Raw genomic sequence first — 22460 nt, forward strand, 5'->3', positions numbered from 1 at the left:
CCCACAATTGCCTACTGTGAAAGTTTTGGGTGCCGAACTTAAAAAGCTGGGCTCTCAATGTGTATTCTCAGGTGGACTCCCTATACAGCAGCTTAACTAAAGTAGTTATCACTCCTGACAAAAATGGCATGGTTACCATTGACTTTAAAACAGATATGGCAGGTTGGGAATCGTGGTATCAATTAAATAAAAGGAAGTTATTAGTAGTTAAGTTACCTGAGGTAAAAGCTCAACCAAAAGTAGATAATAGGTTTATTAAAGTTTGGATGCCACAGTGGATAGTAGAAAAATTAGATGACTACACTGCTGATACGTCTATCCCTGATTGGAAGTTATTGTTTGATGGAGTGTAATGCTTAACAAAAACTATCAGACCACTACAATTATGGCTTAATTGATAATTACAACGTAATTTTTTGGAATAGATAAGTATCAACGTCTCACCCTGTATAATCTCAGTTCGATAACACTCTATTAAGTAGGGAAGGGGCCTCCTACTTAATAGAGTGTTATCGAACTGAGGGATGGATGCTTAATAAAGTTACTAATTTGTGGTTAAAATAAATGTGAATTATTATTATATAGATTAACTATAGTAACGTTCCCATTACGTCGTTGAACTCTTAAAGTATCTTCGATTCTTGTAGTGTGATATTGATAATAATTATTTGATTTCAAGCTATTTAAGAACCGCATGTTTTTTCTATTATGGATCATGTTGTGATCATCAAAGTGATATATATAAATAGCACTGTTTGTTTTTAACTTCATGTATATAGCTTTAATATGTAAATAACTACTTTGGTTAATATTTTCATTTTTAGGAAAAATATAAGCATTAAAAAAACCATATTTACAATTTCCAGTAATGTTATAATCTTCAATTTCATAGTAAAATGAAGTGTTACATCGAGTTCCATTAATGACAGGCAGTAAACATAGAGTCGAGCTAATTAATAAAATAGTTATAATTAGAATTTTAATCTTTTGTTTTATCATTATTACCCTCCTTATATTTTTGGTACGTATAAAAACAGCCAGTTTATTGCAAAAAATGTACAAGTTAAGAAAATTAATACACTTAAATAAAATAAAATGGTTAATGTAATACTACTACTACTACTACTACTACTTTTATTATAGTCTTTAATGATTTCTTCATCTTCTAGTTCATCGATGACGTTATGTATAACTGTTGCTTGTTGTGAAAATGTATAACCAATTCCTTTGTTAGAATTAATGATATCAGGGTCTTCTAAAGCTTTTCTTAAATTACTAACAGCAACTGTTAGAGAGTTAACAACGACAACTTTTTTTGGCCATCCAATCGCCATTAACTCCATTTTATCTATTATTTTTCCTTGATTTTCAAGTAAGTAAGCGAGTAAATATACTTCGCTTTGGCTTAATTTTCTAACGTCATCCCCATCGCCTGTGATTGTTCTGTCTAGCGTATTAAAAACTCGGTCATTTATCTGATAAATCGCCATAATTAGTGTGAATACCTTATTAAAATGAAATTACTGTGAAATTCGTGCCCCTAACTGTGATGCTCATCACATTATGCACTCATCGCAGGTTTAATGAAGTAATAAAAGGGTGAATTAGCTTTATGTGAATTTTTCGTTTCTTCATGTTTTTTTTATGTTTTTTTTATGTTTTTATTATGGACTTGTTTATTAGGTTATGGGTAATAAATTTCATTTTTGTCGTTAATTAGTGAACTGCATCTCAATTTTGTGAGAGGATGATTAACATCTTATTTGTACAGATAGTTTGCAATATTACTGTTCTTAATGAGATTAAATGCGTCTGTGTGAATTGTTCTCACAGATAGAAGTTCAGAGTAACTGTATAACGTGGATTATGTAAATGAAGAGCATCAAGTTATTACTATTATTAATATATTTACCTTCGCTGTCCTATGCACAAATCTCTCCATATCAAATGAGTATAGGTGCTGCATTTTCGGTTTTGGATGATGTAAAAGAATCAGAATCGATAGGGTATGAAGCGATGCTAGGTTACCGCTTTAAAGAGTCTATTTTGTTTGAAGCGGGTTTAGGTAACTATGGTTTGAGTGGTTCTAAACCGTATGAATTTAAATCAGCACTTGTTAGGTTTAAATCAATGATCCCGGTTAGTGATTATGCTTCACTATATTTAGGTGGTGGGGCTGCATATGATGATAAGTCATATCCATTATTAACAGCAGGGGTAAACTATCGTATAGATGATCATTGGTATGTAGATGCCGGTTATCAAGGCATTTTTAATATAGAAACGGTAGATACAAATTTATACTCGTTTAATGTTTCGTTGGTTTATCGATTTAAAAATAAAAAAGAAGTAATACCAGCAGTAGAGGTAATACCAATTGTAAAAGATCCCCCAACTATACCAGTCGTTTCTGAAGAGAAAAAAACGATTGTTCCAGTAGAAGAGATAGTAGCATGTGTTAAAAAATCGGCTGATTACAAGGTAAAAGAAGGTGATTATATTATTAGTATTGCTAGGCAACACAATATGACGTTATCTCATTTTTTAAAAGTAAATAAACAGTTTAACTCTCGTAATATTAATCTTATTTATCCGGGAGAAATTATTTCATACAGTTATATTGACTGTGAATAATGATATATAATCATGTTGTTTGTTAATGAAATTTTCTAATTACATTCTTATGTTTATATCGTAAATATTTATTTAAAGTATTACTTATGCCTCATACGTTAAAAAAAACAGAATCTCAAACTATTAATGAACTAATGTGTATTATTAGTTTGTTTGATGACCTTCACTTAGAGGTTATCAAAATAATGCATCAAAGATTAAAATTGAGTAATTCTCTATTTTCTGAGTTATCACTTTCAGAGATTACACTTTTAATTAGTTCATCAGAAAGAGAATATAAAAATTTAAAAATGGAAGCCTTATGAAAAGCAAAAAGATAAATAAGAAAGTATCTCAAATTGATATAATTATTGAGTTTTTAGAAAAAGATTTAAATGTAATGAAACAAGTTGATCAAACGCAGATAAGTCTTTTTGATATAGAATCCATTCTTACACAATCTTTAAATAGAGTTAATCGATTCAAGAAGAAATAACACTATTTTTGATATGTAAAATCATATAAGAATATATGAGTTAATTTATAAGTAATATGGATGTAATTACTGTAAGTGAAAAAATGAACATAAAAGATAAAATTTGGTCAAGTCATGATATGAAATATAGCTCTTTTTTCATTAGTATGTTTCTTATATGGCTTATGACATTCTTTGCATTTTATAGTGCAATTTCATTTGATATTAATAGACAGGGCGACCGCATGAGTGTTTAGTTTTTAGCCATACTATTAAAACCAGCGTTTAATACTGCCTCTAACATAGAGGTATTCATCATGCAGCGTTTCTGCTTTCCGACAATACTGAGTTTAGTCGGCTCTTCTCGAAGCATATTCAGACTCATATGGCGCAAGCAGGCTACGTTTTCTGAACCATGCCCCTTGTATATCTGACACGCATCTTCATTCATACTAACATCAAGTACCCAATGCATAGATTCAATACCCCAATGCTCTCTAACCGCATTAGCAGCCTGCTCTGCACTCAGCTCCTTTGAGCTAATGTAGTAACGGTACTCTAAATCTAGCTTCTTTCCTTTCTCAAAACGAAAGTTTTCAATCATTACTATGCTTTTTAGGCTAACCCAACGACTGAAGTCACCCTCAAGCTTGTTACTCCCTAATACATAACATTGACGTGATTCGATGCGTCCATGACTTTCTTCAAAAACAACAGTATCTGCCATGTTTGCTCGCTCTTTTGAAAATGCTTTTTCTATTGCTTTACGAAGCTTTCCTTGGTTACTTTTTACTGCAAGTAAGTAGTCTCCGCCTTTGTCAGTAATGACTTTTGCTATCTTGGTTTGACATGCCATTGCATCGATAGTTATCAATGCTCCCTTTATGTCGAGCATCTGTATTAGTTCTGGTATTGCCGTAATTTCATTACTTTTTTGTTCGGTCTTTAACTGCCCCAGCACGAGTTTATTTGATGAAGCGTAGGCACTGATCATATGGATGGTACTGGCTCTATCTTCACGATTGTAGGAGCCTCGAAGTGTTTTTCCATCAATAGCAATCACTTGACCTTTCGTTAGTGTATGAATTGAAGACATCCAATTAATAAAGCATTCTTGAAACTGCTTAGGCTCGATAGTAGATATGATGCGTGCAATAGTATCATCAGCAGGAATTTCATTTAAAAACAATCCATTGAGTTTAAACCAGTCATGATGCCCAAGAATATATTCACGAATATCGAACCACCCTTTAGCTCCTGCGATTACAGAGCATAAAGAGCCAAATAGAACCTCAAACAGACAATAAGTGGTCTTCGCACTTTGGCGTTGGTCAGTAACAGTGTGAAAATGCTCTTTAAAATGGTCAATATGCATGATGCTCTCCCTAAAAAGGGAGTATATGATCACAACTAAATGTGATCGTCAAATCGATCTTTAAATTGACTAAAAAACGTTCACGATCTCACCCTGTATTAATAGAAAAGCAGATCAAGAAATGGAGGAGTATAGCTTGTCACTTCTTGATAAATTGGAAGCGTATCTTAAAAATGCTGAAAAAAAATTAGATGAGATAAATAGCTTATCTTTGCCTACGTGCTCAGCTGATACTATTGATAAGCTTAAACTTATCAATTTTAACTATTCGTTGATTAAAAATATTACATGGTTAGATAAAGATAAAGATAATGATGAAATTTGTTCTAGTATGCATGGTCAACATCAAGACAAACTTGAAGGGGTAAAGCCAGATATATTACTAAATAGTGTTAATTATTGGTTTAATCAAATAGCAGATCAAAATAATCCTAAAAGCTATCATTTTGTTATGGGAAAAGGGGACTCTAGGATAGATATGCATTTAAACATTATTTTTAATTCATACATCAAAGTAAGACCTTATTTAAAAGCTCAAATTTTATCTAAAGGCAAAGTTGTTTCAAGTTCGAAGTTGACAAATATGACGTCTTTATCTTTTCTGAATGAAGATGAATGGAAAGTAAAAAAAATAATATCAAGTTTTGAGTCATTCTCAGTGATTGTTGCTAGAAATAAAGGAAACATAAACTTAATGATCTTAGAGTCTTTTATTGATTATTTTAAGGTTATGTCATTAGTTTCAATATTCCTTTGTTGTGTATTATATTTCTCTGTGAAAAATCGCCAAAAATCTTTTAAATTAAAAATAGTTGATGGGTTTAACAAAGATGAATTTATTCCTTATTTTCAACCTATTATAGATGCAAAAACTAAAAAATGTGTTGGTGCAGAAGTATTAACCCGTTGGATTCGTAGTGATGGTGAGTTTATATCTCCTATGGAGTTTATTCCTGCAGCTGAGAGATATGGACTTATTACAACATTAACCCAACGTATTATTGTTAAAGCATTAAAAGATGTAGGGTTATTTTTAGCACAGCATCCTGAACATTATATTTCGATTAACTTGTCACTAGACGATTTAAACGATGATTCAGTTTATAACTTGCTGATAAAAGAGACAAAAAATTATAAATTATCTTCAAGACAGATCCGTATTGAGTTGACTGAGCGACAGTTTATAGATAAAGAATGTTCAATATCTGCTTTACATCGATATAGAGAGGCGGGATTTAAAATATATGTTGATGATTTTGGTACTGGATATTCAAGTTTAGCGTATTTAAAGGATTTACCATTAGATACTTTAAAAATAGATAAAGTGTTTGTAGATAGTCTTGTCGATAAATCTGCGTCAAGTTCTGTAACGAAACACATTATCGATATGGCAAAAACATTAAATTTAGATTTAGTTGCAGAAGGGGTGGAAACAGAACAGCAGAGCAAGCATTTACAAGCTTTAGGAGTAAATGTCATGCAAGGTTGGTTATACAGTAAAGCTTTACCTTCAGTTGACTGGATTCTTTTCTGCCATATAGAAATGAACTCATACCATGATGGTGATGGGAGAAGCATAGAAGATTAGAAAACGTTATAAATTCTAATATAGAAAGATAGAGCAAAAATGCAGTAATAAAATGAATTATTACTGCATGAATTAGGCTATTGAAATTTTAAATAGTAAAGGACTATGCTTTTAATCCATTAAGCAGTAGCTCTAAATCTTGTCCCTTTAATCTAAGTTGTTCGATATTAGATTCAGAATCTTTGATCATCTTATGAACTTGATTTGATTGAGTTCGAACATCTTCAACCGTTGAAGCAATACTTACCGCAACTTCGCCTTGCTGGCTAGCCGCTGTTGCAATTTCATTGTTACTTTGTGCAATAGTATTATTACGATCGGCAATATTTGAAATATCGTTATTTACCTGCTGCATTAACTCTTGGCCAGTTTCAGCATTACTCACCGTATTCGATGTTAGTGTTAATAATGATTTACTGTTTGTTTGCAGTGCTTCTATCATTGCTTGGATCTCAACCGTTGCTTGTTGAGTTCGGCTTGCTAATGTACGAACTTCATCTGCAACGACAGCAAATCCACGACCTTGTTCACCTGCTCGTGCTGCTTCAATCGCAGCATTTAAGGCTAATAAATTTGTCTGTTGTGAAATACCATTGATGGTTGCAACTGAATCATCAATTTTGGCTGCATTGCTGTCTAGCTCTTGTACCGCATGTGCAGCTTGATTGATTTCTTCCGATAAATGACGAATTGCTTGTACTGCAGAATCGACCTGAGATTGGCCAAAGCGAGCCGAATCCATTGCATCTGTAGATTGAGAAGAAGCTTCGTGAGTGTAATTAGCCACTTCTTGAATTGATGTCGTCATCTCTTCTGTTGCACTAGATAGAAGGTCAAGTTGCGCTAACTGTTTGTCAGAGGCATCTGAGCTTTTATGGCTGTTTTGACTTAATTCCGAGCTCATTTGCTGAATAAGAGCCACTGACTCTTGCATAGCCAATACTAATTGTTGTTCACGGTCTGCTAATTTATCAATGGTAATCGCAATAGTACTGAACTCATCTCGTACAGGAAAATAGTTCATACGCTGTGTTAAATCACCAGACTCCAGTGTTTCTAATGCTTTATTCATAGCAAACATCGCACCGCCAATGAAGGTCATAATGTAATAAACACTAATAGCCATGACGAATAAAACCACGATGATCAAAGAAACTTGTAACGCAGATAATGCAGACCAAAGCGTCACATTAGAATTAGCACTGATGCTATAATTTCCAGAGTTAACAGCAGCACTGTGCTCACCAGAGCCAACAGAAAACTCAGCAGATTGAGACAAAAGGGTGACGGCATCTTGACGAGAAACTTGTTGTTGGTCCAACATAGAAGCAATAAATTGAACTTCATGCTCTAATGTTTCTGCCATCATGCTATCAGCAGCAGAATCCATAATTGCTGTTAGACTTAAAAGGGCGATAATAGGAAGTAAGAAAAGTAAATAGAACTTTTCTTGAATTTTTAGATGGATAAGGTATTTGTCAATCCAACGAAACGCTGATTCTTTCATATGAGATCCGTATATATGAGGGGAAAATTGATAATATCTCATAATTAAGAATTATTTATTATAAATTACAGCTATAGGTGAGTTATGTCGCAAAAATCAGTTAAGTTTACTGTAAAGGGAAAAGTACAGCGGGTTGGTTTTCGTTTTCATACCGCACATATAGCATTGAAACTAGGGTTAACTGGTTATGCTCGAAATCAAGCTGATGGATCGGTTGAGGTGCTGGCTTGTGGAGAAGAAGAAAAGATAAATGCGTTAGCTGAATGGCTAAGATCTGGGCCTCAATTGGCTCGTGTCAATTCACTTGAGCAAGTTGAAACCCAGTGGCAAGCGTTATCTGATTTTAAAATGTATTAAAACCATCGGACTCTTTTAAATAAACAATTATAGGCATTTTGCAGGTTTTGGTAAGCCAGCTAACTTAGTGGCTTGTTTTGCAGGGCCTAATTTGAATAGCGTAAACAGATATTTGCTGTTGCCTTTTTCTGGACCGTGTTCTTTTTCCATTGCTTTTACTAGCATGCGAACCGCAGGGGATGTTTTAAACTCTTCATAAAAAGAGCGAACAAAACGAACCACTTCCCAATGAGCTTCTGTTAATTCAATATTTTCTTCCGCAGCTAACATAGGCACTAAGTCCTCACACCAATCGGTATGATTCATTAAGTACCCTTGAGCATCGCGTTCAATATGCTTTCCGTTAAATTCCATACAACTATCTTAATGGTTAGGATTAATCTATTGAGTTTAGCAAACAGATATCAGTTCGAGCAATCGAGAATTATTACATTTAAGTAAAACAGATTTTTATCTCTCAAAGGCAGATAACACAAAGAATGTGATAGAATTACCATAGTTAATGAATAATAAAAGATTCAGTAGGATATATTTTGAGTCAATCAAATCAAAATTCAGCAACCACACTTAGAAAAGCCTTAAGTGAATGTATGCTGCGTGACCGTTTTCGCCTAAGCAAACGCATTCAAGGCGCATCACGAATTAAAAAAGAAGAATCAAGAAATGCCGTGTTTGATGAAATAGCATTAGACATCGCACAATCTATGCAGGTTGCTAATAACCGTGAAGCCGATCGTCCAACAATTCAATACCCAGATCTGCCTGTTAGTCAAAAGAAAGACGAAATAGCAGAAGCAATTGCGAATAACCAAGTGGTTATCGTTGCAGGTGAAACGGGCTCAGGTAAAACCACACAGCTACCAAAAATTTGTTTGGAATTAGGCCGAGGTAAATTTGGTAATATTGGTCATACACAGCCACGTCGTCTAGCTGCTCGTTCTGTTGCTGATCGTATTGCCGAAGAGATGGAAACCGAGCTAGGTAGCCATGTTGGTTACAAAGTTCGATTTAATGATCAAGTCTCTGAGCGCACTCAAGTTAAATTGATGACGGATGGTATCTTACTTGCGGAGATCCAAAACGACAGATACTTAAATCAATACGACACCATTATTATCGATGAAGCGCACGAACGCAGTCTAAATATCGATTTTATTATGGGGTATTTGCGTGAGTTATTACCAAAGCGTCCAGATTTAAAAATCATCATTACTTCGGCAACCATCGATCCTGAACGTTTTTCAAAGCACTTTAATAATGCACCTATTATTGAAGTATCAGGGCGAACTTACCCAGTTGAAACACGTTATCGTCCAATTGTTGAAGATGGCGATGATACCGATAGAGATCAGCTTGAAGCCATTTTTGATGCCGTCGATGAATTATGTGAAGAAGGGTTAGGGGATATTCTGTTGTTTATGACGGGTGAGCGAGAAATTCGTGATACCGCAGAAGCATTAGAAAAACGTAACTTACGAGACACTGAAATTGTGCCTTTATACGCACGTTTATCATCTCAAGAGCAAAATCGTGTTTTCCAACCTCACGCAGGTCGTCGAATTGTATTGGCAACCAACGTGGCAGAAACGTCGTTAACCGTTCCTGGAATCAAATACGTTATTGATCCGGGTACTGCGCGTATTAGTCGCTATAGTTACCGAACTAAAGTACAACGTCTTCCAATTGAAGCGATCTCACAAGCGAGTGCCAATCAGCGTATGGGCCGTTGTGGGCGTGTATCTGAAGGTGTGTGTATTCGTCTGTACTCAGAAGAAGACTTTGTTGCGCGCCCTGAATTTACCGATCCTGAAATTTTACGTACTAACTTGGCATCTGTTATTTTACAAATGACCGCATTAGGTTTAGGTGATATTCAAGCCTTCCCATTTGTAGAAGCGCCAGATAATCGTAACATTCAAGACGGTGTTAAACTGCTTGAAGAGTTGGGGGCTATTAACCCTAATGCGAAAGATTCGAAGAAAAGCTTAACGAAAGTTGGACGTGAGTTGGCTCGTTTGCCAATCGATCCACGTTTGGCTCGTATGGTTCTAGAAGCGCCAAATTACAATGCATTGCAAGAAGTGATGATCATTGCGGCAGCACTATCGATTCAAGATCCTCGTGAACGTCCAAGTGACAAAAAACAACAGTCTGATGATAAGCATAAACGCTTTAACCATGAAGACTCGGATTTCTTGACCTTTGTGAACCTATGGCAGCACGTGAAAGAGCAGCAAAAGGCACTTTCAAGTAACCAATTTAGAAAGCAATGTCGTAAAGACTTCTTAAATTACTTACGTGTTCGTGAGTGGCAAGATGTTCATTATCAATTAAGCCAAGTAATGAAAGAACTTAATTATAAAGTGAACCAAGAAGCCGCAGGTTATCAAGGTGTTCATACTGCTATTTTAGCCGGTATGCTTTCTCATATTGGTCAAAAAGATCAAGAAAAAAACGAATACCAAGGTGCACGTAATGCGCGTTACCATATTTTCCCTGCGTCTGGTCTATTTAAGAAGCAACCTAAATGGATAATGGTGGCCGAGCTGGTTGAAACCTCGAAATTATGGGGTCGTATTGTTGCGAAAATTCAACCAGAATGGATTGAACCATTAGCAGGGCACTTGATTAAGCGTAGTTACAGTGAGCCACATTGGTCTAAAAAATCAGCAGCGGTAATGGCATACGAAAAAGTCACTATTTATGGCATTCCAATTGTACCTAAACGCCAAATTAATTATGGCTCGATTGATGCTCCAGTGTGTCGTGAAATATTTATTCGCTCAGCACTAGTTGAAGGGGATTGGAATACCAATCATAAATTCTTCAAAGAAAACCGAAAGCTACTGCAAGAAGTTGAAGAGTTAGAGCATAAATCACGTCGTCGTGACATCTTGGTTGATGATGATCAGCTTGCTGAATTTTATGATCAACGCGTGAATACTGAGGTTGTATCAGGTCGCCACTTTGATTCTTGGTGGAAGAAAGCACAGAAAGATACCCCAGATTTATTGAATTTTGAAAAAGAGATGTTATTCCGTAATGATGCAAGTCATGTAACGGATCTTGATTATCCTAACTTCTGGCATCAAGGCAGTTTAAAACTTAAACTAAGTTATCAATTCGAACCGGGGCAAGACAGTGACGGGGTAACAGTACACGTACCATTGCCAATCTTAAACCAAGTGACAATGGATGGCTTTGATTGGCAGATCCCAGGTTTACGTCATGAATTAGTCGTGGCGTTGATTAAGTCATTACCAAAAACAATTCGTCGTAATTTTGTACCAGCACCTAATTATGCAGATGCGTTTTTATCTCGAGCAACACCATTTGATGCGCCGTTATTAGACAGTCTTGAAAAAGAGCTACGTCGTATGACTGGGGTAGAGGTATTGCGTGAAGATTGGAAGTTAGAGCAAATTCCAGATCATTTAAAAGTAACTTACCGAGTGGTTGATCACCGTAATCGTAAATTAAAAGAAAGCCGCGATCTGTTTGATTTGAAAGATGGTTTAAAAGACAAAGTTCAAGAAACCTTATCCCAAGTCGCAGATGATGATATTGAGCAAAAAGGGCTTAAAACGTGGAGTTTTGGTGAGCTACCTGCACTTTACACACAGAAACGTGGTGGCTTTGAAGTTAAAGCTTACCCTGCAATTGTGGATGGTAAAGACAGTGTTGAAATCAAACTGTTTGAGACAGAAGAAGAGCAGCACAATGCAATGAAAGCTGGTCAACGTCGCTTGATCCTTCTTAATGTCCCATCGCCAATTAAGTACTTACATAGCAATTTACCAAACAAGTCGAAATTAGGTTTGTACTTTAATCAATATGGTCGAGTGTTAGATTTAATTGATGACTGTATCGCTTGTGGTATTGATAAGTTGATTGAAGAGAAGGGCGGCCTAGTATGGGAGCCTGAAGCTTTTGAACAAATGAAAGAACACATTCGAGCAGAGCTTGGGGATACGGTTGTTGAGATAGCCAAACAAGTTGAGACGATTTTGACAACGGCATTTCAAATACAGAAAAAACTAAAAGGCCGTGTTGATTTAAGTATGGCATTTGCGCTTTCTGATATTAAAGCCCAAATCGAGAATTTAATTTTCAAAGGCTTTGCGACAGAGTGTGGTTGGAAGCGATTGGCAGACATTCATCGTTATATGAAAGCGATTGAACGTCGAATGGAAAAATTGCCAATTGATCCAAATCGAGACCGTGTACACTTATTGAAAGTGGAAAGTATTAATAATGAATATAAAGAATTGCTGAATAAAATCCCCAAAGGGCAGCCAATTCCTGACAGTGTAAAAGACATTCGTTGGATGATAGAAGAGCTAAGAGTGAGCTATTTTGCTCAACAACTTGGGACACCGTATCCAGTTTCTGATAAACGAGTTAAAAATGCCATTGCCGATTGTTAAGGTATCCCCTAGACTATAGGTAATGTCGGCATATTAATTGCTTTACTATAAATAAGATTAAAAAAAGCGGCAAAGATTGCCGCTTCCTTTAAATAAATAGGATTGAAAATGAAAAAGACACTTTTAGCGTTAGCTTTAGCAAGCGTATCAGTAACTGCTGCTGCTGATTCATGGATTTATGGCGGTGCGCAAGTAGGTTCTGCTGATTATAGAGGCGAAAGCTCAACGGTATATGGTGCTCATATTGGTACAGGTATTCTTCCTTTTATTGGCTTAGAAATGGGTGCGTGGAACCTAGGTTCTTATGATTTTGGTAGTGAAACTACAGATGTAACTTCTGTTAACTTTGCTGTTAAACCAAGCATCGATTTTGGTCCACTGCACGTTTACGGTAAAGCCGGTATGCACAGTTGGGAAGCTGACGGTTACCGTAAAGATGATGGTGTTGATCCATTCTTTGGTTTGGGTGTTGAATACAAGATTATCCCAATGTTTACTATTGGTGCAGGTTACAATAACTTTACAGTCGATGACAAAAACATCGATTTTGCATCAGTTAACCTAACGGTTCATTTCCTATAATCTTGTGGTTATCTGAATACAAAAGTGGCGACCAATCGGTCGCCATTTTATTAATAAGATAAAAGTAAAAAATTAATCAACTAATTGATATTCTTCTTTTAATACTTTAATGATCTCTGCTTTTGGGTTATCACTTAGTGTAATGGGTGCCCCGGTAATTTTGGCTGCGATTTCTAAATAAGTTTTAGACAAGTCCATCATCGCTTCTAATGGTAATGCATTCTCCTCAGCTAAAGAAAAGCGCTCATCCATACGGTTTTTATTTAAAAGAATATCTGGTTCAGAGAAATGATTAAGTAAAAACTGACGGAAACCTTCTTTAGAGTTTTCGATAATATGGCCAGAGCGATACGCATTTTTATCCCAAATACGTGAAGAATCAGGAGTACCTACTTCATCCATATAAATCAGTTTTTCATTGCCATCGGCATCATTAACGTAACCAAATTCAAATTTTGTATCAACAAAGATTTGATCGATTTTGTTTAATGCTTTAGAGATAACCGCAAAGCCTTCTTTAAGAAGTTTCTCGTATAAATCAATATCTTCAGTGCATGAGAAGTTGAATTTCTCATAGCTATCTTCAATATTTTTACGAGTGATGTTCACATCATCAACTTCTGGTACGCCATCAATACCTTTTAAAATGCCTTTGGTTGATGGAGTTAATAGTAATTCAGGTAATTGCTCATCTTTTTCTAAGCGTTCTGGAATTTGAATACCACAGAATTCACGTTCACCATTGGTGTAAGCACGCCACATGGAACCTGTAATATACTGACGGCAAATAGCCTCAATCATTACAGGCTTGGCTTTTTGAACGATCCATACGAATGGGTGAGGGATATCTAGAATATGGCTGTCTGCTAAATCATTATCCTTAAATAGTTGAAACCAGTGGTTAGAAATCGCATTTAATGCAGCACCTTTACCTGGAATACCTTTAAGTCCACCTTCACCATGCCAAATACAATCAAATGCCGAAATACGATCACTAATAACCATGATCGCTAAAGGTGCATCAGAAGCAACATTGTAGCCTTTTTCTTTGATTAGACGGCGGCTGTCTTCCTCTGTTAACCAATAGACAGAACGAACTTTACCGCTGTGTACTGGTTTATCAGTACGGATAGGGAGATCGTCATTAACAGCAAGCACTTGATCGGAAAGACTCATGATAGAATTCCTATATAAACTATTTAAATACAAGGCGCATCATACCAGAACTATTTATGACTACCAGAATAAAAAGCAAACGTTTGCTATTTTTTTGTTTAAAAACCGTGTTGAGCTAGGGAGCAGCAATCAGTTAAACTAACGTACACAAAAAAATGACTTAAATAGGGCACTTATGCGATCTAAAAAAATCATCGCTTTAGCTATGTTAATGGTTTCAAGTAACAGCTGGGCAAACATGTGTCCAGTTAACGTTAAAAACGATGTATTACTGACTCCAACAGGAGAAGTAAAAGTAGACAAAGCTCAAGACAAATTGAGAATTGATCACGATGGTCGTGTGTATGTTAATGGTCAAGAGCTTGATTTAACTGCAAAACAAAAGCAAGCGGTTGAAAAATATCAGCAACAAATCTCTAGCTATATTCCAACGGTTGTTGATTTTACTGATAAAGGAATTGCTGCCGCGAATGATTTTGTTAGTGAGATTGAAACGTCTTTTGATGCACAAGGTTCGTTTGATGCTGTAAAAATCAAGATCGATGAATATGGTGTGACAGCAAAACAAAAGTTTTATCAAGGTAAAGACCTCATTTTAGAGCAAGATTTCTTTAAAGAAGTGAATACGACTTGGAAGCAAGATTTTGAAGTAATGATCAAGAGCCTTGATAAAGAGATATTTGCAAGCGTATTCAATTCATTATCAAACAAAATGCAGGAAGGTGAGCTTAACTTTTCTGAACTGCAGCAACAATTTGCTGATGCCCAGACAGCAATGAAGTCAAAGATGGAAGAGCACCGAGTCGAAGTAAAAAAAGAAGCTCAAGAATTGTGTGATTCAGCAAAAGATATTGCAGAAGAAGAGCAAGATTTACATCAACTTGTACCAGAATTACAACCGTACCCAGTATTCACCATTTAATTATATAAAAAGAGATAGCTTACGATGTTCAGCACAGTAGAAACAATTATTTTTTCAAAAACAGTATGCCCATTTTGTGTTAAAGCAAAAGCAATTTTGGACGATAAAAACATAGCCTATAAAGTATTAACATTAGACGTAGATTTAAGCAAAGAAGAAATGGTTGCTTTAATTCAAGAAAAAGAAGGGATTGTTGTTAATACAGTGCCTCAAATTTATCTAGATGGAAAATACATAGGTGGACATGACGATTTAGTGGCGTTTTTTGAACGTCAAGATACTGGCATGGATCTTGGCGGTTTTGAGCTGTAGAATATAATTAACAAATACTAATTATACCGTTTATTTGGTAACTGATAATAAATAAGAGTAATAAAAATATGTGGAAACCTCTTCTAACATTAATGGATGATTCAGTAGTTGTACTGCGTTTTCCTGATGAGTTTCAGCCGGATGAAGAACCGACATTAAAAAACTTTAAAGATCGTTTAGAAGAGATTAATGCGCATAATTTTCATTTTGATGAAAAAATAATTACATCAGTCATACAAGATGTTAAGAACGGCATGAGCGCTCATCATCAAGAACGAGTGGTTGCTACACGGCGTGATGCTGAAGTTATCATAGCTTTAGAAGATCGTGATATGAAAGCAACGATGGCGGTCGTTGGTGCTTATGGTGGGCAAGATATTCAAAGTGGCGATATTATATCGGCTTTGACTAGCATGGAAATCACTCGCGGTATTAGTAAAAATGCATTAAAGAAAATTATGGTGTTAAGCCGTAATTTAGAGGCAGGAGAGAAAATATCTCTTCTTGTAGCTAAAGGCAAAGAGCCTATTGATGGTGAGAACGCGAGCTTTACCCCTTTAGTTGAAGATTTTCGTGAACAAGCACTACAGCCTCAAGAGAAAGAGGATGACGAAGATAAAGTTGATATGCGTGATCTAGGAGAGACCATTACAGTAGTGGAAGGAGATGAATTAATCCGACGCATTCCACCAACGAAAGGCGTAGAAGGTTATACAGTTAAAGGGGAAATAATTCCTGCAACACCAGGTAAGAATAGTAAGCTTCGTGCAGGTAAAGGTGCGGCTATTTCACCAAGAGATCCTGAATTAGTTATTGCAACCATTTCAGGTATGCCATGGATTAATCAAGATGGTGCAGATGTAGATAATGCGTTGTGCCTTAATGCCGTTGATATTTCTACAGGGCATGTGAAATTTAAAGGCAGTGTTATTGTCAGTGGTGATATTGCGGCAGATATGATCGTAAAAGCGACTGGTAGTGTGACTGTTGGTGGCTTTATTGAATCTGCAAATGTTCAGGCTCATGGTGATGTCATTGCTATGAAAGGGATCATTGGGCACCACGTTGAAGAGGGTGAAGAGCACACGTGTTTTGTTAAAGCGGGTGGTAAAATCACGGCTAAATTCGTGCAATCAGCAAACTTACAAGCCTCTGGAGATATTGAGTTAGGCTTACACTCTATTCAAAGTTTTGTGAAAAGTAAAAATGCAGTCACCGTTATGGACAAATCTGGTCGAACAGGTTCGATTGTTGGTGGTGAAGTTTATGCGGGCTCTACTATTACAACCGTTAATCTAGGTGCAACTGCAGGTACTCAAACTTTAGTTAAAGCGTTTACTCGTTTTGATAAATATAAAGAAAACATTGCAGACTTGAATGCTAAATATAAAGCAGCTCAAGAAAACACAATGAAGATAGTTCGAGCAGAAATGGATTTGGCTAAAGTGCCAAAAGCAGATCGTACATCTGAGCAAATTGAACGTGTTCAAACAATGAAAGAAGAGTCAAACAAAGAAATTACACTTTCAATGACGCGATTTCAATTAGCAGAAGAAGAACTAAGAAAGCAGCTTAATGAGAATGTTGTTAAAGTAACAGAAAGAATGTACCCAAGAGTGACTATTCAATACTCTGATGAACAAGTAACCACAAAGCGTGAGCACAGCCCATGTAAGATTTATTTTAATGAGTATGAAATTAAAATTGACCCAATAATTACCAAAAATACTAATCTAATAAATGACTAATTTATAGACGATAATTTGAATTTAAACCGCTCTTAGTAGCGGTTTTTTGTTATTAAAATGTACTTGTGTAAATGATGTGTTAGCGCAATGATAAGGTTCAGAGTTAAGAACTCTTAAGTGTGATCAGTAATTGATTTTAAACTTGCGGAGCTTCCAATATTCGCGATACTAAATACCTGTAGTAAAACATTTGTGCTTTTCAATAGGATGTTGAAAGTAGATGTCGGAATTATATCGAGGCAAATATGAGTAATATAATTGAGTTTGATTACAGTGCATTTCTTGTCGACTCAAGTAAACAAAAATGGACTTTTTCTCAAGCATTAAAAAGTATCATTCCCACGTTTGGAACCATTTGGAATGCGTCTGTTCATGACTCGACTCCGACTAAAGAAAGACTTCGTAAAGAAGCTCTACAGGTGCTCTCTTCTCATATTAATGATGAGTCTAATATGATTCGTCTTATCCGCTTGGCACGTATTGAAGGCATTACTGATTTAGAAATCAAATTGCCTTATATACTGGACAAAGATCAAGTTGATTATATTTTAGAAAATACTTATACAGATATATCTCAATCAAATGATGATATTGACTTGTTATATGTTCATTTAAAAGAAAGGTAATTTATTTAGCTGTCTTCATGGTTTGATTTCATATTAGTGTAATACTGTTATTTTTCGATTTAGTGTTAACCATTGTGAGTCAGAAAAATAGTAACAGCTAGAATTACAAATAATAGCGCTAGCGGTACCAAATTGTTTTGCCTTTTCTATCGTTTCTTTCTCTGTAAGATGATTAGATGCTTTTAATCGAACTAATCTATTTAATTCAATTCCATATTTCAATAGTGTTTCACAACTTGGCATTGATGTATTCGCCGTGATGAAAATCCACTTATCTTGTTTGGATAGGCTCTTTAATATCTGTATGAAATGAGCTTCACATTGTGCATTCACTTGGCTTGCAGCGCTAGTGATACGTTGTGGAATAGAGTGATTAAATGAGTTTGAGTACGTTGTTAGTGCCATTGCGCTGTTCATAATAAGATACCTGTTCATTTGTACAGTGTGTATTTATACAGTACTTTTTGTTTGGTTAATGATCAAGCTGTTTTTTCTTTTATATATGGTCTTTCATACCTTTAAATGAAGATTTTTTAATGCAAGACATTGATATTAATTGAATTGAGATTATATAAAGGAAATCCTGAACTGTCAGAGATAGGTTTGGTATAATTCATTTAGAATTTTTTGATGATAAAAAAGCATGTACGATAAATCATTATTAGAACCAATTTACTCTTTTCTAGAGTGTGAAACACCAGATGAATGGATTGATGAAGCCAAAAAACCACAGAACTTAGCGGTGATCCTCAAAGATCATTTGTTGTGTGAGCTGAAAGCGGCACAAAGTGCGATGTATTTAATTCGTAAGTATGCGGTAGATAAAGAAAGTGCTGTGACTTTATTAGAATGGTTCAAACCCTATGAAGAGTTTGCTTATAAAAAGGTGGGATCTTTAGAGACGTTAAAAGGAAAAAGTAATATTTCTAAAAAGATTACTGCTCGTAAAGATGCGAAATACAGTCAAGAGTTGATAGATAAAATGGTCTTGCTAATAAAAGAAGAATTACATCATTTTTATCAAGTACTCGAAATAATGGAAGAGAGAAATATTCCTTATGAAGGTATTAAAGCAAGTCGTTATGCAAAAGGTATGTTGAGTAATATCATTACTCATGAACCTCATACACTGATTGATAAGCTTATTATCGGCGCTTTTATTGAGGCTCGCTCTTGTGAACGCTTTGCTAAACTTGCTCCGCATTTAGAAGAAGATTTAGCGAAATTCTATATTTCTTTATTACGTTCAGAGTCTAGACATTATCAAGATTATATTACATTAGCAGAGCTGGTGGCTGGTGGGGATGTGAGTGAACGAGTAGCGCACTTTGCAAAGGTAGAAGTTAATTTAATCCAATCAGATGATGATGATTTTAAATTCCATAGTGGTAAACCCTCTACGAAATATCTTCAGTCTAACTTAGGCTAGATAGAAATAAAAAAGGTCGCGATGAGCGACCTTTTTTAGTTGTTTTTAATTGAATCAGATCATTACCATTTTTTCTTTGGCTGGAATAAAACGTCAATATCATCATCTTTATTTTTATCTAATTGATCTTGAAGTTCTTGATCTTGTTTTTTCTTAGTTTTGTTGTTTAGTTCATCAAGCATGTCTTGCAGTTGATTACGTGCTTTGTTCGAGTAGCCATCATTCTTACTGGATAAAGCATCGATGCCTTTTTTAAGCAGTTGACGAGCTGTGCCGGCTTGACCACGTTGTGTTGCTTCTTTAGCGCGCTTAACTACATTTTCAATATTAATTCGAACTTGAATTGATTCAAGGCGTGCATTCTCAGCAACAAATACTTGTGTATTTACTCGGCCTTTTTTGTGTTCTGCTCGTAATGTATCACGAAGACGTTTTACTAGCCTCAACATGATAAGAGCTTGTTTATCATTACTTGGCACTTTGAAATTGGTACTGTCGCCGGCAGTATAGTTTGTTTTTAACTGTTGCAGTTGTTGTTCCATATTCTCAATACGAGCAGGGTAAGAGCGCTCACTTGGTTCAAGCTCTGAAAGTGCACGTAATGCATCAAGAATTCGTTGATTTAAACAAACTAATAGTTCTTTACTGTATGGAAGATGATGAGCATTACCTATAAGTTCTTCGGTTGAGTCAATAATAACCATATGTTTTGCAGATTCTTGTTTTTTGGCTGATTCGATCTTTGTTCTGTACTGAACAATGACGTTATAGCCAATAATTAAGGTAAGTAGAATCGCAAAAAGTCCAATAATTAGAGCAATATTCATAGTTTATAACATACATCCATTAGTAATTATTTCCAGTGTAACACCTTGTAAACTAAATGAATAGCAAGGGGTGGTTCCTACGAGTAAATTACCCGAAAGGAAGTAATGCTACTTGGCCTTAATTAACGTTATCGACAAGTGTTCACATTTCTTTAATGTATTTAATTTTAATTTAAAAAATTTATAGATATTAACGATAAGACTTTGAAAATAGATAGGAATAGGTATATAACTGTATCGTATAAGTATAATAAATTTTTATGTAAAGGATTACAGGTAAATTAATATGAAATTACAACAACTAAGATATATTGTCGAAGTGGTTAATCATAGTCTAAATGTCTCTTCAACCGCAGAGTCACTATACACTTCACAACCTGGTATTAGTAAGCAAGTACGTTTGCTAGAAGATGAACTGGGTGTACAAATTTTTGAACGTAGTGGTAAGCACTTAACAAGAGTTACGCCATCAGGTGAAGAGATAATTAAGATATCTCGTGAAATATTATCTCGTGTTGAAAGTATTAAATCTGTCGCAGGTGAGCACACTCATCCAGAAAGAGGCACATTGAATATTACAACCACACATACTCAAGCGCGTTATGCCTTGCCTGATGTGATTAAAGGTTTTACTACTCGTTATCCTGATGTGTCTTTACACATGCATCAAGGGACGCCTGCTCAAATGTCAGATGCCATTGCAAAAGGGACGGCGGATTTTGCAATAGCAACAGAAGCGCTTCATTTGTATCAAGATGCGATTATGCTTCCTTGTTATCATTGGAATCGCTCTATTGTCGTCACTAAAGATCATCCATTAGCGAAAAAAACAACCATTACTATCGAAGACTTAGCTGCTTATGAGTTAGTGACTTATGTTTTTGGTTTTACTGGTCGTTCTGCATTAGACAGTGCTTTCAATAAAGCCGGACTAAAACCTAAGATTGTCTTTACTGCAACCGATGCTGATGTCATTAAAACGTATGTACGTTTAGGAGTCGGCGTTGGGGTTATTGCAAGTATGGCAATGGATGAAGAAAGAGATTCAGATCTTGTTGCATTAGATGCGAGTCATATATTTGATGCAAGTACGACAACGATTGGCTTTAAACGTGGCTCATTCTTAAAGAGTTACATGTTTGATTTCATGGAGCGTTTTGCACCTCATTTAACTCGCCCAATTGTTGAACAGGCAACAATGCTTAAAAATAATCACGAAATTGAAGAGATGTTTAAAGACATTAATCTTCCTGTCCGTTAAGATCGCCCTGATACTATTTTCAGGGCCATTTTCATGCATTCTCAGCAATTTTTAAACATAGACCGTTTGTTAGCTCAGACGGTCTTTTTTTGGCAATTTTCTGCGTTTCACAGTTCTGATTATTCATGGCGTGAAACCCACACTGAGTTAAGTCATTGGCTTGATGGATTATCACTCCAAGAAGTTCAGCGTTTAAAATTAAATCCTGAAGAACTCGCCATTAAACTTTCTGTCTATATTCCAGAATTACTAGAACTCTACTTTTTAGCTCAATTACCAGGGTTTACGGTAGCTGTACCTGCGTTTCCTAAAGGGTTAGATTCAGGAATTAATGGGCGTAAATGGCAGCAAATAACTAAGCTAAGTGCGCTAGGTGCTGAATTCCATAAACCAGAAAATGGTTGGTTAGAGTGGTGTGGAGGTAAAGGGTATTTAGGGCGAGTATTAGCCGTAACTACTGGAAAGCCAGTTACAACATTAGAGTGGCAACAGTCTTTATGTGACAGCGGCCAAACCTATGCGAATAACCATCAATTAGACATGACCTTTATACAAGGCGATGCTCTCTCTTCACAAAGTGATAAGTTGATACAAGAGAAACAACACGCGATAGCCTTGCATGCCTGTGGTGATCTACATATAAATTTATTGACGAAAGGCATTTCAAATAATATTGATGCCATCACTATTTCACCTTGTTGTTTTCATTTAACGCAATCAACAAATTACTTGGGCCTCTCTTCACTATCACAAAAATCAGTTTTAGAATTATCGAAAGATGATCTGCGTTTACCTCTACAAGAAACTGTTGTTGCGGGATTGCGAACTCAACATCACCGTGAACTAGAGATGTGTTTTCGTTTAGGGTTTAAAGCATTACAACAATCATTAAGTGAAAGTAAGACGTATCTTTCTATTCCAAGTATTAAAAAGTCATTATTAAGTGATGGCTTTGAAGCATTTTGTCTTTGGGCTGCTGAGAAGAAAGGACTGATATTGCCCGATGATATGGATTATGAACTCTGGTTAAAAAAAGGTGAAGCAGCATTTATTGTTATGGAAAAATGCGATTTAGTGCAGCACCTATTTAAAAGACCATTAGAAGTATGGCTGTGTTTAGATCGTGCTTTATTGATGGAAGAGGCGGGTTATGATGTACGAATTGGAGAGTTTTGTTTAAAAGAAGACACCCCTAGAAACATTGTTATTCAAGCGAAAAAACAGAAATAACGATT

22 protein-coding genes are annotated in these 22460 nt (G+C 35.7%); 15 read left to right on the top strand and 7 right to left on the bottom strand.

Going from position 1 to position 22460, the window contains the following annotated elements; translation table 11 throughout:
• Nucleotides 1–59 precede the first annotated feature (59 nt).
• Nucleotides 60–353: a hypothetical protein gene (locus tag AC2IP4_RS05580; RefSeq protein ID WP_486310644.1), complete on the top strand. Its 294-nt coding sequence runs from the start codon at nucleotides 60–62 to the stop codon at nucleotides 351–353.
• Nucleotides 354–1010: 657 nt separating this feature from the next.
• Here the strand turns inward: AC2IP4_RS05580 and AC2IP4_RS05585 are convergent.
• Entirely contained in the window at nucleotides 1011–1490 is a 480-nt protein-coding gene (locus AC2IP4_RS05585; protein WP_486310645.1) for a winged helix-turn-helix domain-containing protein, read from the bottom strand.
• Nucleotides 1491–1872: 382 nt separating this feature from the next.
• Here AC2IP4_RS05585 and AC2IP4_RS05590 point away from each other — a divergent pair, with 382 nt between their 5' ends.
• From AC2IP4_RS05590 to AC2IP4_RS05600, 3 genes are all read left to right on the top strand, one after another.
• On the top strand, nucleotides 1873–2634 hold the full coding sequence (locus AC2IP4_RS05590; RefSeq protein ID WP_486310646.1) for an outer membrane beta-barrel protein: 762 nt from the start codon (nucleotides 1873–1875) through the stop codon (nucleotides 2632–2634).
• Nucleotides 2635–2720: 86 nt separating this feature from the next.
• Nucleotides 2721–2939 carry a hypothetical protein gene (locus tag AC2IP4_RS05595; protein ID WP_486310647.1) on the top strand — a complete coding sequence of 73 codons (219 nt, stop codon included), beginning with the start codon at nucleotides 2721–2723 and terminating at the stop codon, nucleotides 2937–2939.
• On the top strand, nucleotides 2936–3109 hold the full coding sequence (locus AC2IP4_RS05600) for a hypothetical protein (RefSeq protein WP_486310648.1): 174 nt from the start codon (nucleotides 2936–2938) through the stop codon (nucleotides 3107–3109). The genes AC2IP4_RS05595 and AC2IP4_RS05600 overlap by 4 nt, the downstream gene beginning before the upstream one ends.
• Nucleotides 3110–3341: 232 nt before the next feature.
• On the opposite strand, the gene AC2IP4_RS05605 is transcribed toward AC2IP4_RS05600, so the two are convergent.
• Entirely contained in the window at nucleotides 3342–4463 is a 1122-nt protein-coding gene (locus AC2IP4_RS05605) for an ISAs1 family transposase (RefSeq protein ID WP_486310649.1), read from the bottom strand.
• A 136-nt stretch (nucleotides 4464–4599) separates the two neighbouring features.
• Between AC2IP4_RS05605 and AC2IP4_RS05610 the strand changes: the two genes are divergently transcribed.
• Nucleotides 4600–6051: an EAL domain-containing protein gene (locus AC2IP4_RS05610; RefSeq protein ID WP_486310650.1), complete on the top strand. Its 1452-nt coding sequence runs from the start codon at nucleotides 4600–4602 to the stop codon at nucleotides 6049–6051.
• A gap of 103 nt (nucleotides 6052–6154) precedes the next feature.
• Here AC2IP4_RS05610 and AC2IP4_RS05615 read toward each other — a convergent pair whose 3' ends face one another.
• Nucleotides 6155–7558: a methyl-accepting chemotaxis protein gene (locus AC2IP4_RS05615; RefSeq protein WP_486310651.1), complete on the bottom strand. Its 1404-nt coding sequence runs from the start codon at nucleotides 7556–7558 to the stop codon at nucleotides 6155–6157.
• A gap of 84 nt (nucleotides 7559–7642) precedes the next feature.
• Between AC2IP4_RS05615 and yccX the strand changes: the two genes are divergently transcribed.
• Nucleotides 7643–7915 carry an acylphosphatase gene (gene yccX / locus AC2IP4_RS05620; protein WP_375322602.1) on the top strand — a complete coding sequence of 91 codons (273 nt, stop codon included), beginning with the start codon at nucleotides 7643–7645 and terminating at the stop codon, nucleotides 7913–7915.
• A 27-nt stretch (nucleotides 7916–7942) separates the two neighbouring features.
• Here the strand turns inward: yccX and AC2IP4_RS05625 are convergent, their stop codons facing one another.
• The gene (locus AC2IP4_RS05625) at nucleotides 7943–8269 is read right to left on the bottom strand and encodes a TusE/DsrC/DsvC family sulfur relay protein (protein WP_130047922.1); all 327 of its coding nucleotides are present in this window, start codon (nucleotides 8267–8269) and stop codon (nucleotides 7943–7945) included.
• A 236-nt stretch (nucleotides 8270–8505) separates the two neighbouring features.
• Between AC2IP4_RS05625 and hrpA the strand changes: the two genes are divergently transcribed.
• Complete coding sequence (gene hrpA / locus AC2IP4_RS05630; RefSeq protein WP_486307314.1) at nucleotides 8506–12342, top strand: ATP-dependent RNA helicase HrpA; 3837 nt, start codon at nucleotides 8506–8508, stop codon at nucleotides 12340–12342.
• 108 nt (nucleotides 12343–12450) lie between these two features.
• Nucleotides 12451–12924: an outer membrane beta-barrel protein gene (locus tag AC2IP4_RS05635; protein ID WP_375322601.1), complete on the top strand. Its 474-nt coding sequence runs from the start codon at nucleotides 12451–12453 to the stop codon at nucleotides 12922–12924.
• Between the two features lie 72 nt (nucleotides 12925–12996).
• Here the strand turns inward: AC2IP4_RS05635 and AC2IP4_RS05640 are convergent, their stop codons facing one another.
• Nucleotides 12997–14100, bottom strand: coding sequence for a phosphoribosylaminoimidazolesuccinocarboxamide synthase (locus AC2IP4_RS05640; protein WP_375322600.1), 1104 nt, complete (start codon nucleotides 14098–14100; stop codon nucleotides 12997–12999).
• A gap of 175 nt (nucleotides 14101–14275) precedes the next feature.
• Between AC2IP4_RS05640 and AC2IP4_RS05645 the strand changes: the two genes are divergently transcribed.
• The 4 genes from AC2IP4_RS05645 to AC2IP4_RS05660 all read left to right on the top strand — a co-directional run bounded on the left by AC2IP4_RS05645 (nucleotide 14276) and on the right by AC2IP4_RS05660 (nucleotide 17708).
• Entirely contained in the window at nucleotides 14276–15022 is a 747-nt protein-coding gene (locus tag AC2IP4_RS05645; RefSeq protein WP_375322599.1) for a YggN family protein, read from the top strand.
• A gap of 24 nt (nucleotides 15023–15046) precedes the next feature.
• The gene (locus AC2IP4_RS05650; RefSeq protein WP_375322598.1) at nucleotides 15047–15334 is read left to right on the top strand and encodes a glutaredoxin domain-containing protein; all 288 of its coding nucleotides are present in this window, start codon (nucleotides 15047–15049) and stop codon (nucleotides 15332–15334) included.
• Nucleotides 15335–15402: 68 nt separating this feature from the next.
• Nucleotides 15403–17082, top strand: a complete 1680-nt coding sequence (locus AC2IP4_RS05655) for a DUF342 domain-containing protein (RefSeq protein ID WP_486306555.1) — start codon at nucleotides 15403–15405, stop codon at nucleotides 17080–17082.
• A 245-nt stretch (nucleotides 17083–17327) separates the two neighbouring features.
• Nucleotides 17328–17708, top strand: a complete 381-nt coding sequence (locus AC2IP4_RS05660; RefSeq protein ID WP_105054915.1) for a transporter — start codon at nucleotides 17328–17330, stop codon at nucleotides 17706–17708.
• A gap of 33 nt (nucleotides 17709–17741) precedes the next feature.
• Here the strand turns inward: AC2IP4_RS05660 and AC2IP4_RS05665 are convergent, their stop codons facing one another.
• Nucleotides 17742–18125 carry a hypothetical protein gene (locus AC2IP4_RS05665; protein ID WP_105054914.1) on the bottom strand — a complete coding sequence of 128 codons (384 nt, stop codon included), beginning with the start codon at nucleotides 18123–18125 and terminating at the stop codon, nucleotides 17742–17744.
• A 226-nt stretch (nucleotides 18126–18351) separates the two neighbouring features.
• Between AC2IP4_RS05665 and miaE the strand changes: the two genes are divergently transcribed.
• Complete coding sequence (gene miaE, locus AC2IP4_RS05670; protein ID WP_486306554.1) at nucleotides 18352–19137, top strand: tRNA isopentenyl-2-thiomethyl-A-37 hydroxylase MiaE; 786 nt, start codon at nucleotides 18352–18354, stop codon at nucleotides 19135–19137.
• 62 nt (nucleotides 19138–19199) lie between these two features.
• Here the strand turns inward: miaE and AC2IP4_RS05675 are convergent, their stop codons facing one another.
• Nucleotides 19200–19964 carry a DNA repair protein gene (locus AC2IP4_RS05675; protein ID WP_375322595.1) on the bottom strand — a complete coding sequence of 255 codons (765 nt, stop codon included), beginning with the start codon at nucleotides 19962–19964 and terminating at the stop codon, nucleotides 19200–19202.
• 286 nt (nucleotides 19965–20250) lie between these two features.
• On the opposite strand from AC2IP4_RS05675, the gene cysB reads away from it, so the two are divergent.
• Both cysB and AC2IP4_RS05685 read left to right on the top strand, forming a co-directional pair.
• Complete coding sequence (gene cysB, locus AC2IP4_RS05680; RefSeq protein WP_375322594.1) at nucleotides 20251–21225, top strand: HTH-type transcriptional regulator CysB; 975 nt, start codon at nucleotides 20251–20253, stop codon at nucleotides 21223–21225.
• A 33-nt stretch (nucleotides 21226–21258) separates the two neighbouring features.
• The gene (locus tag AC2IP4_RS05685; RefSeq protein ID WP_375322593.1) at nucleotides 21259–22455 is read left to right on the top strand and encodes a methyltransferase; all 1197 of its coding nucleotides are present in this window, start codon (nucleotides 21259–21261) and stop codon (nucleotides 22453–22455) included.
• Nucleotides 22456–22460 lie beyond the last annotated feature (5 nt).

The sequence above is a fragment of the Aliivibrio thorii genome (assembly GCF_057368585.1).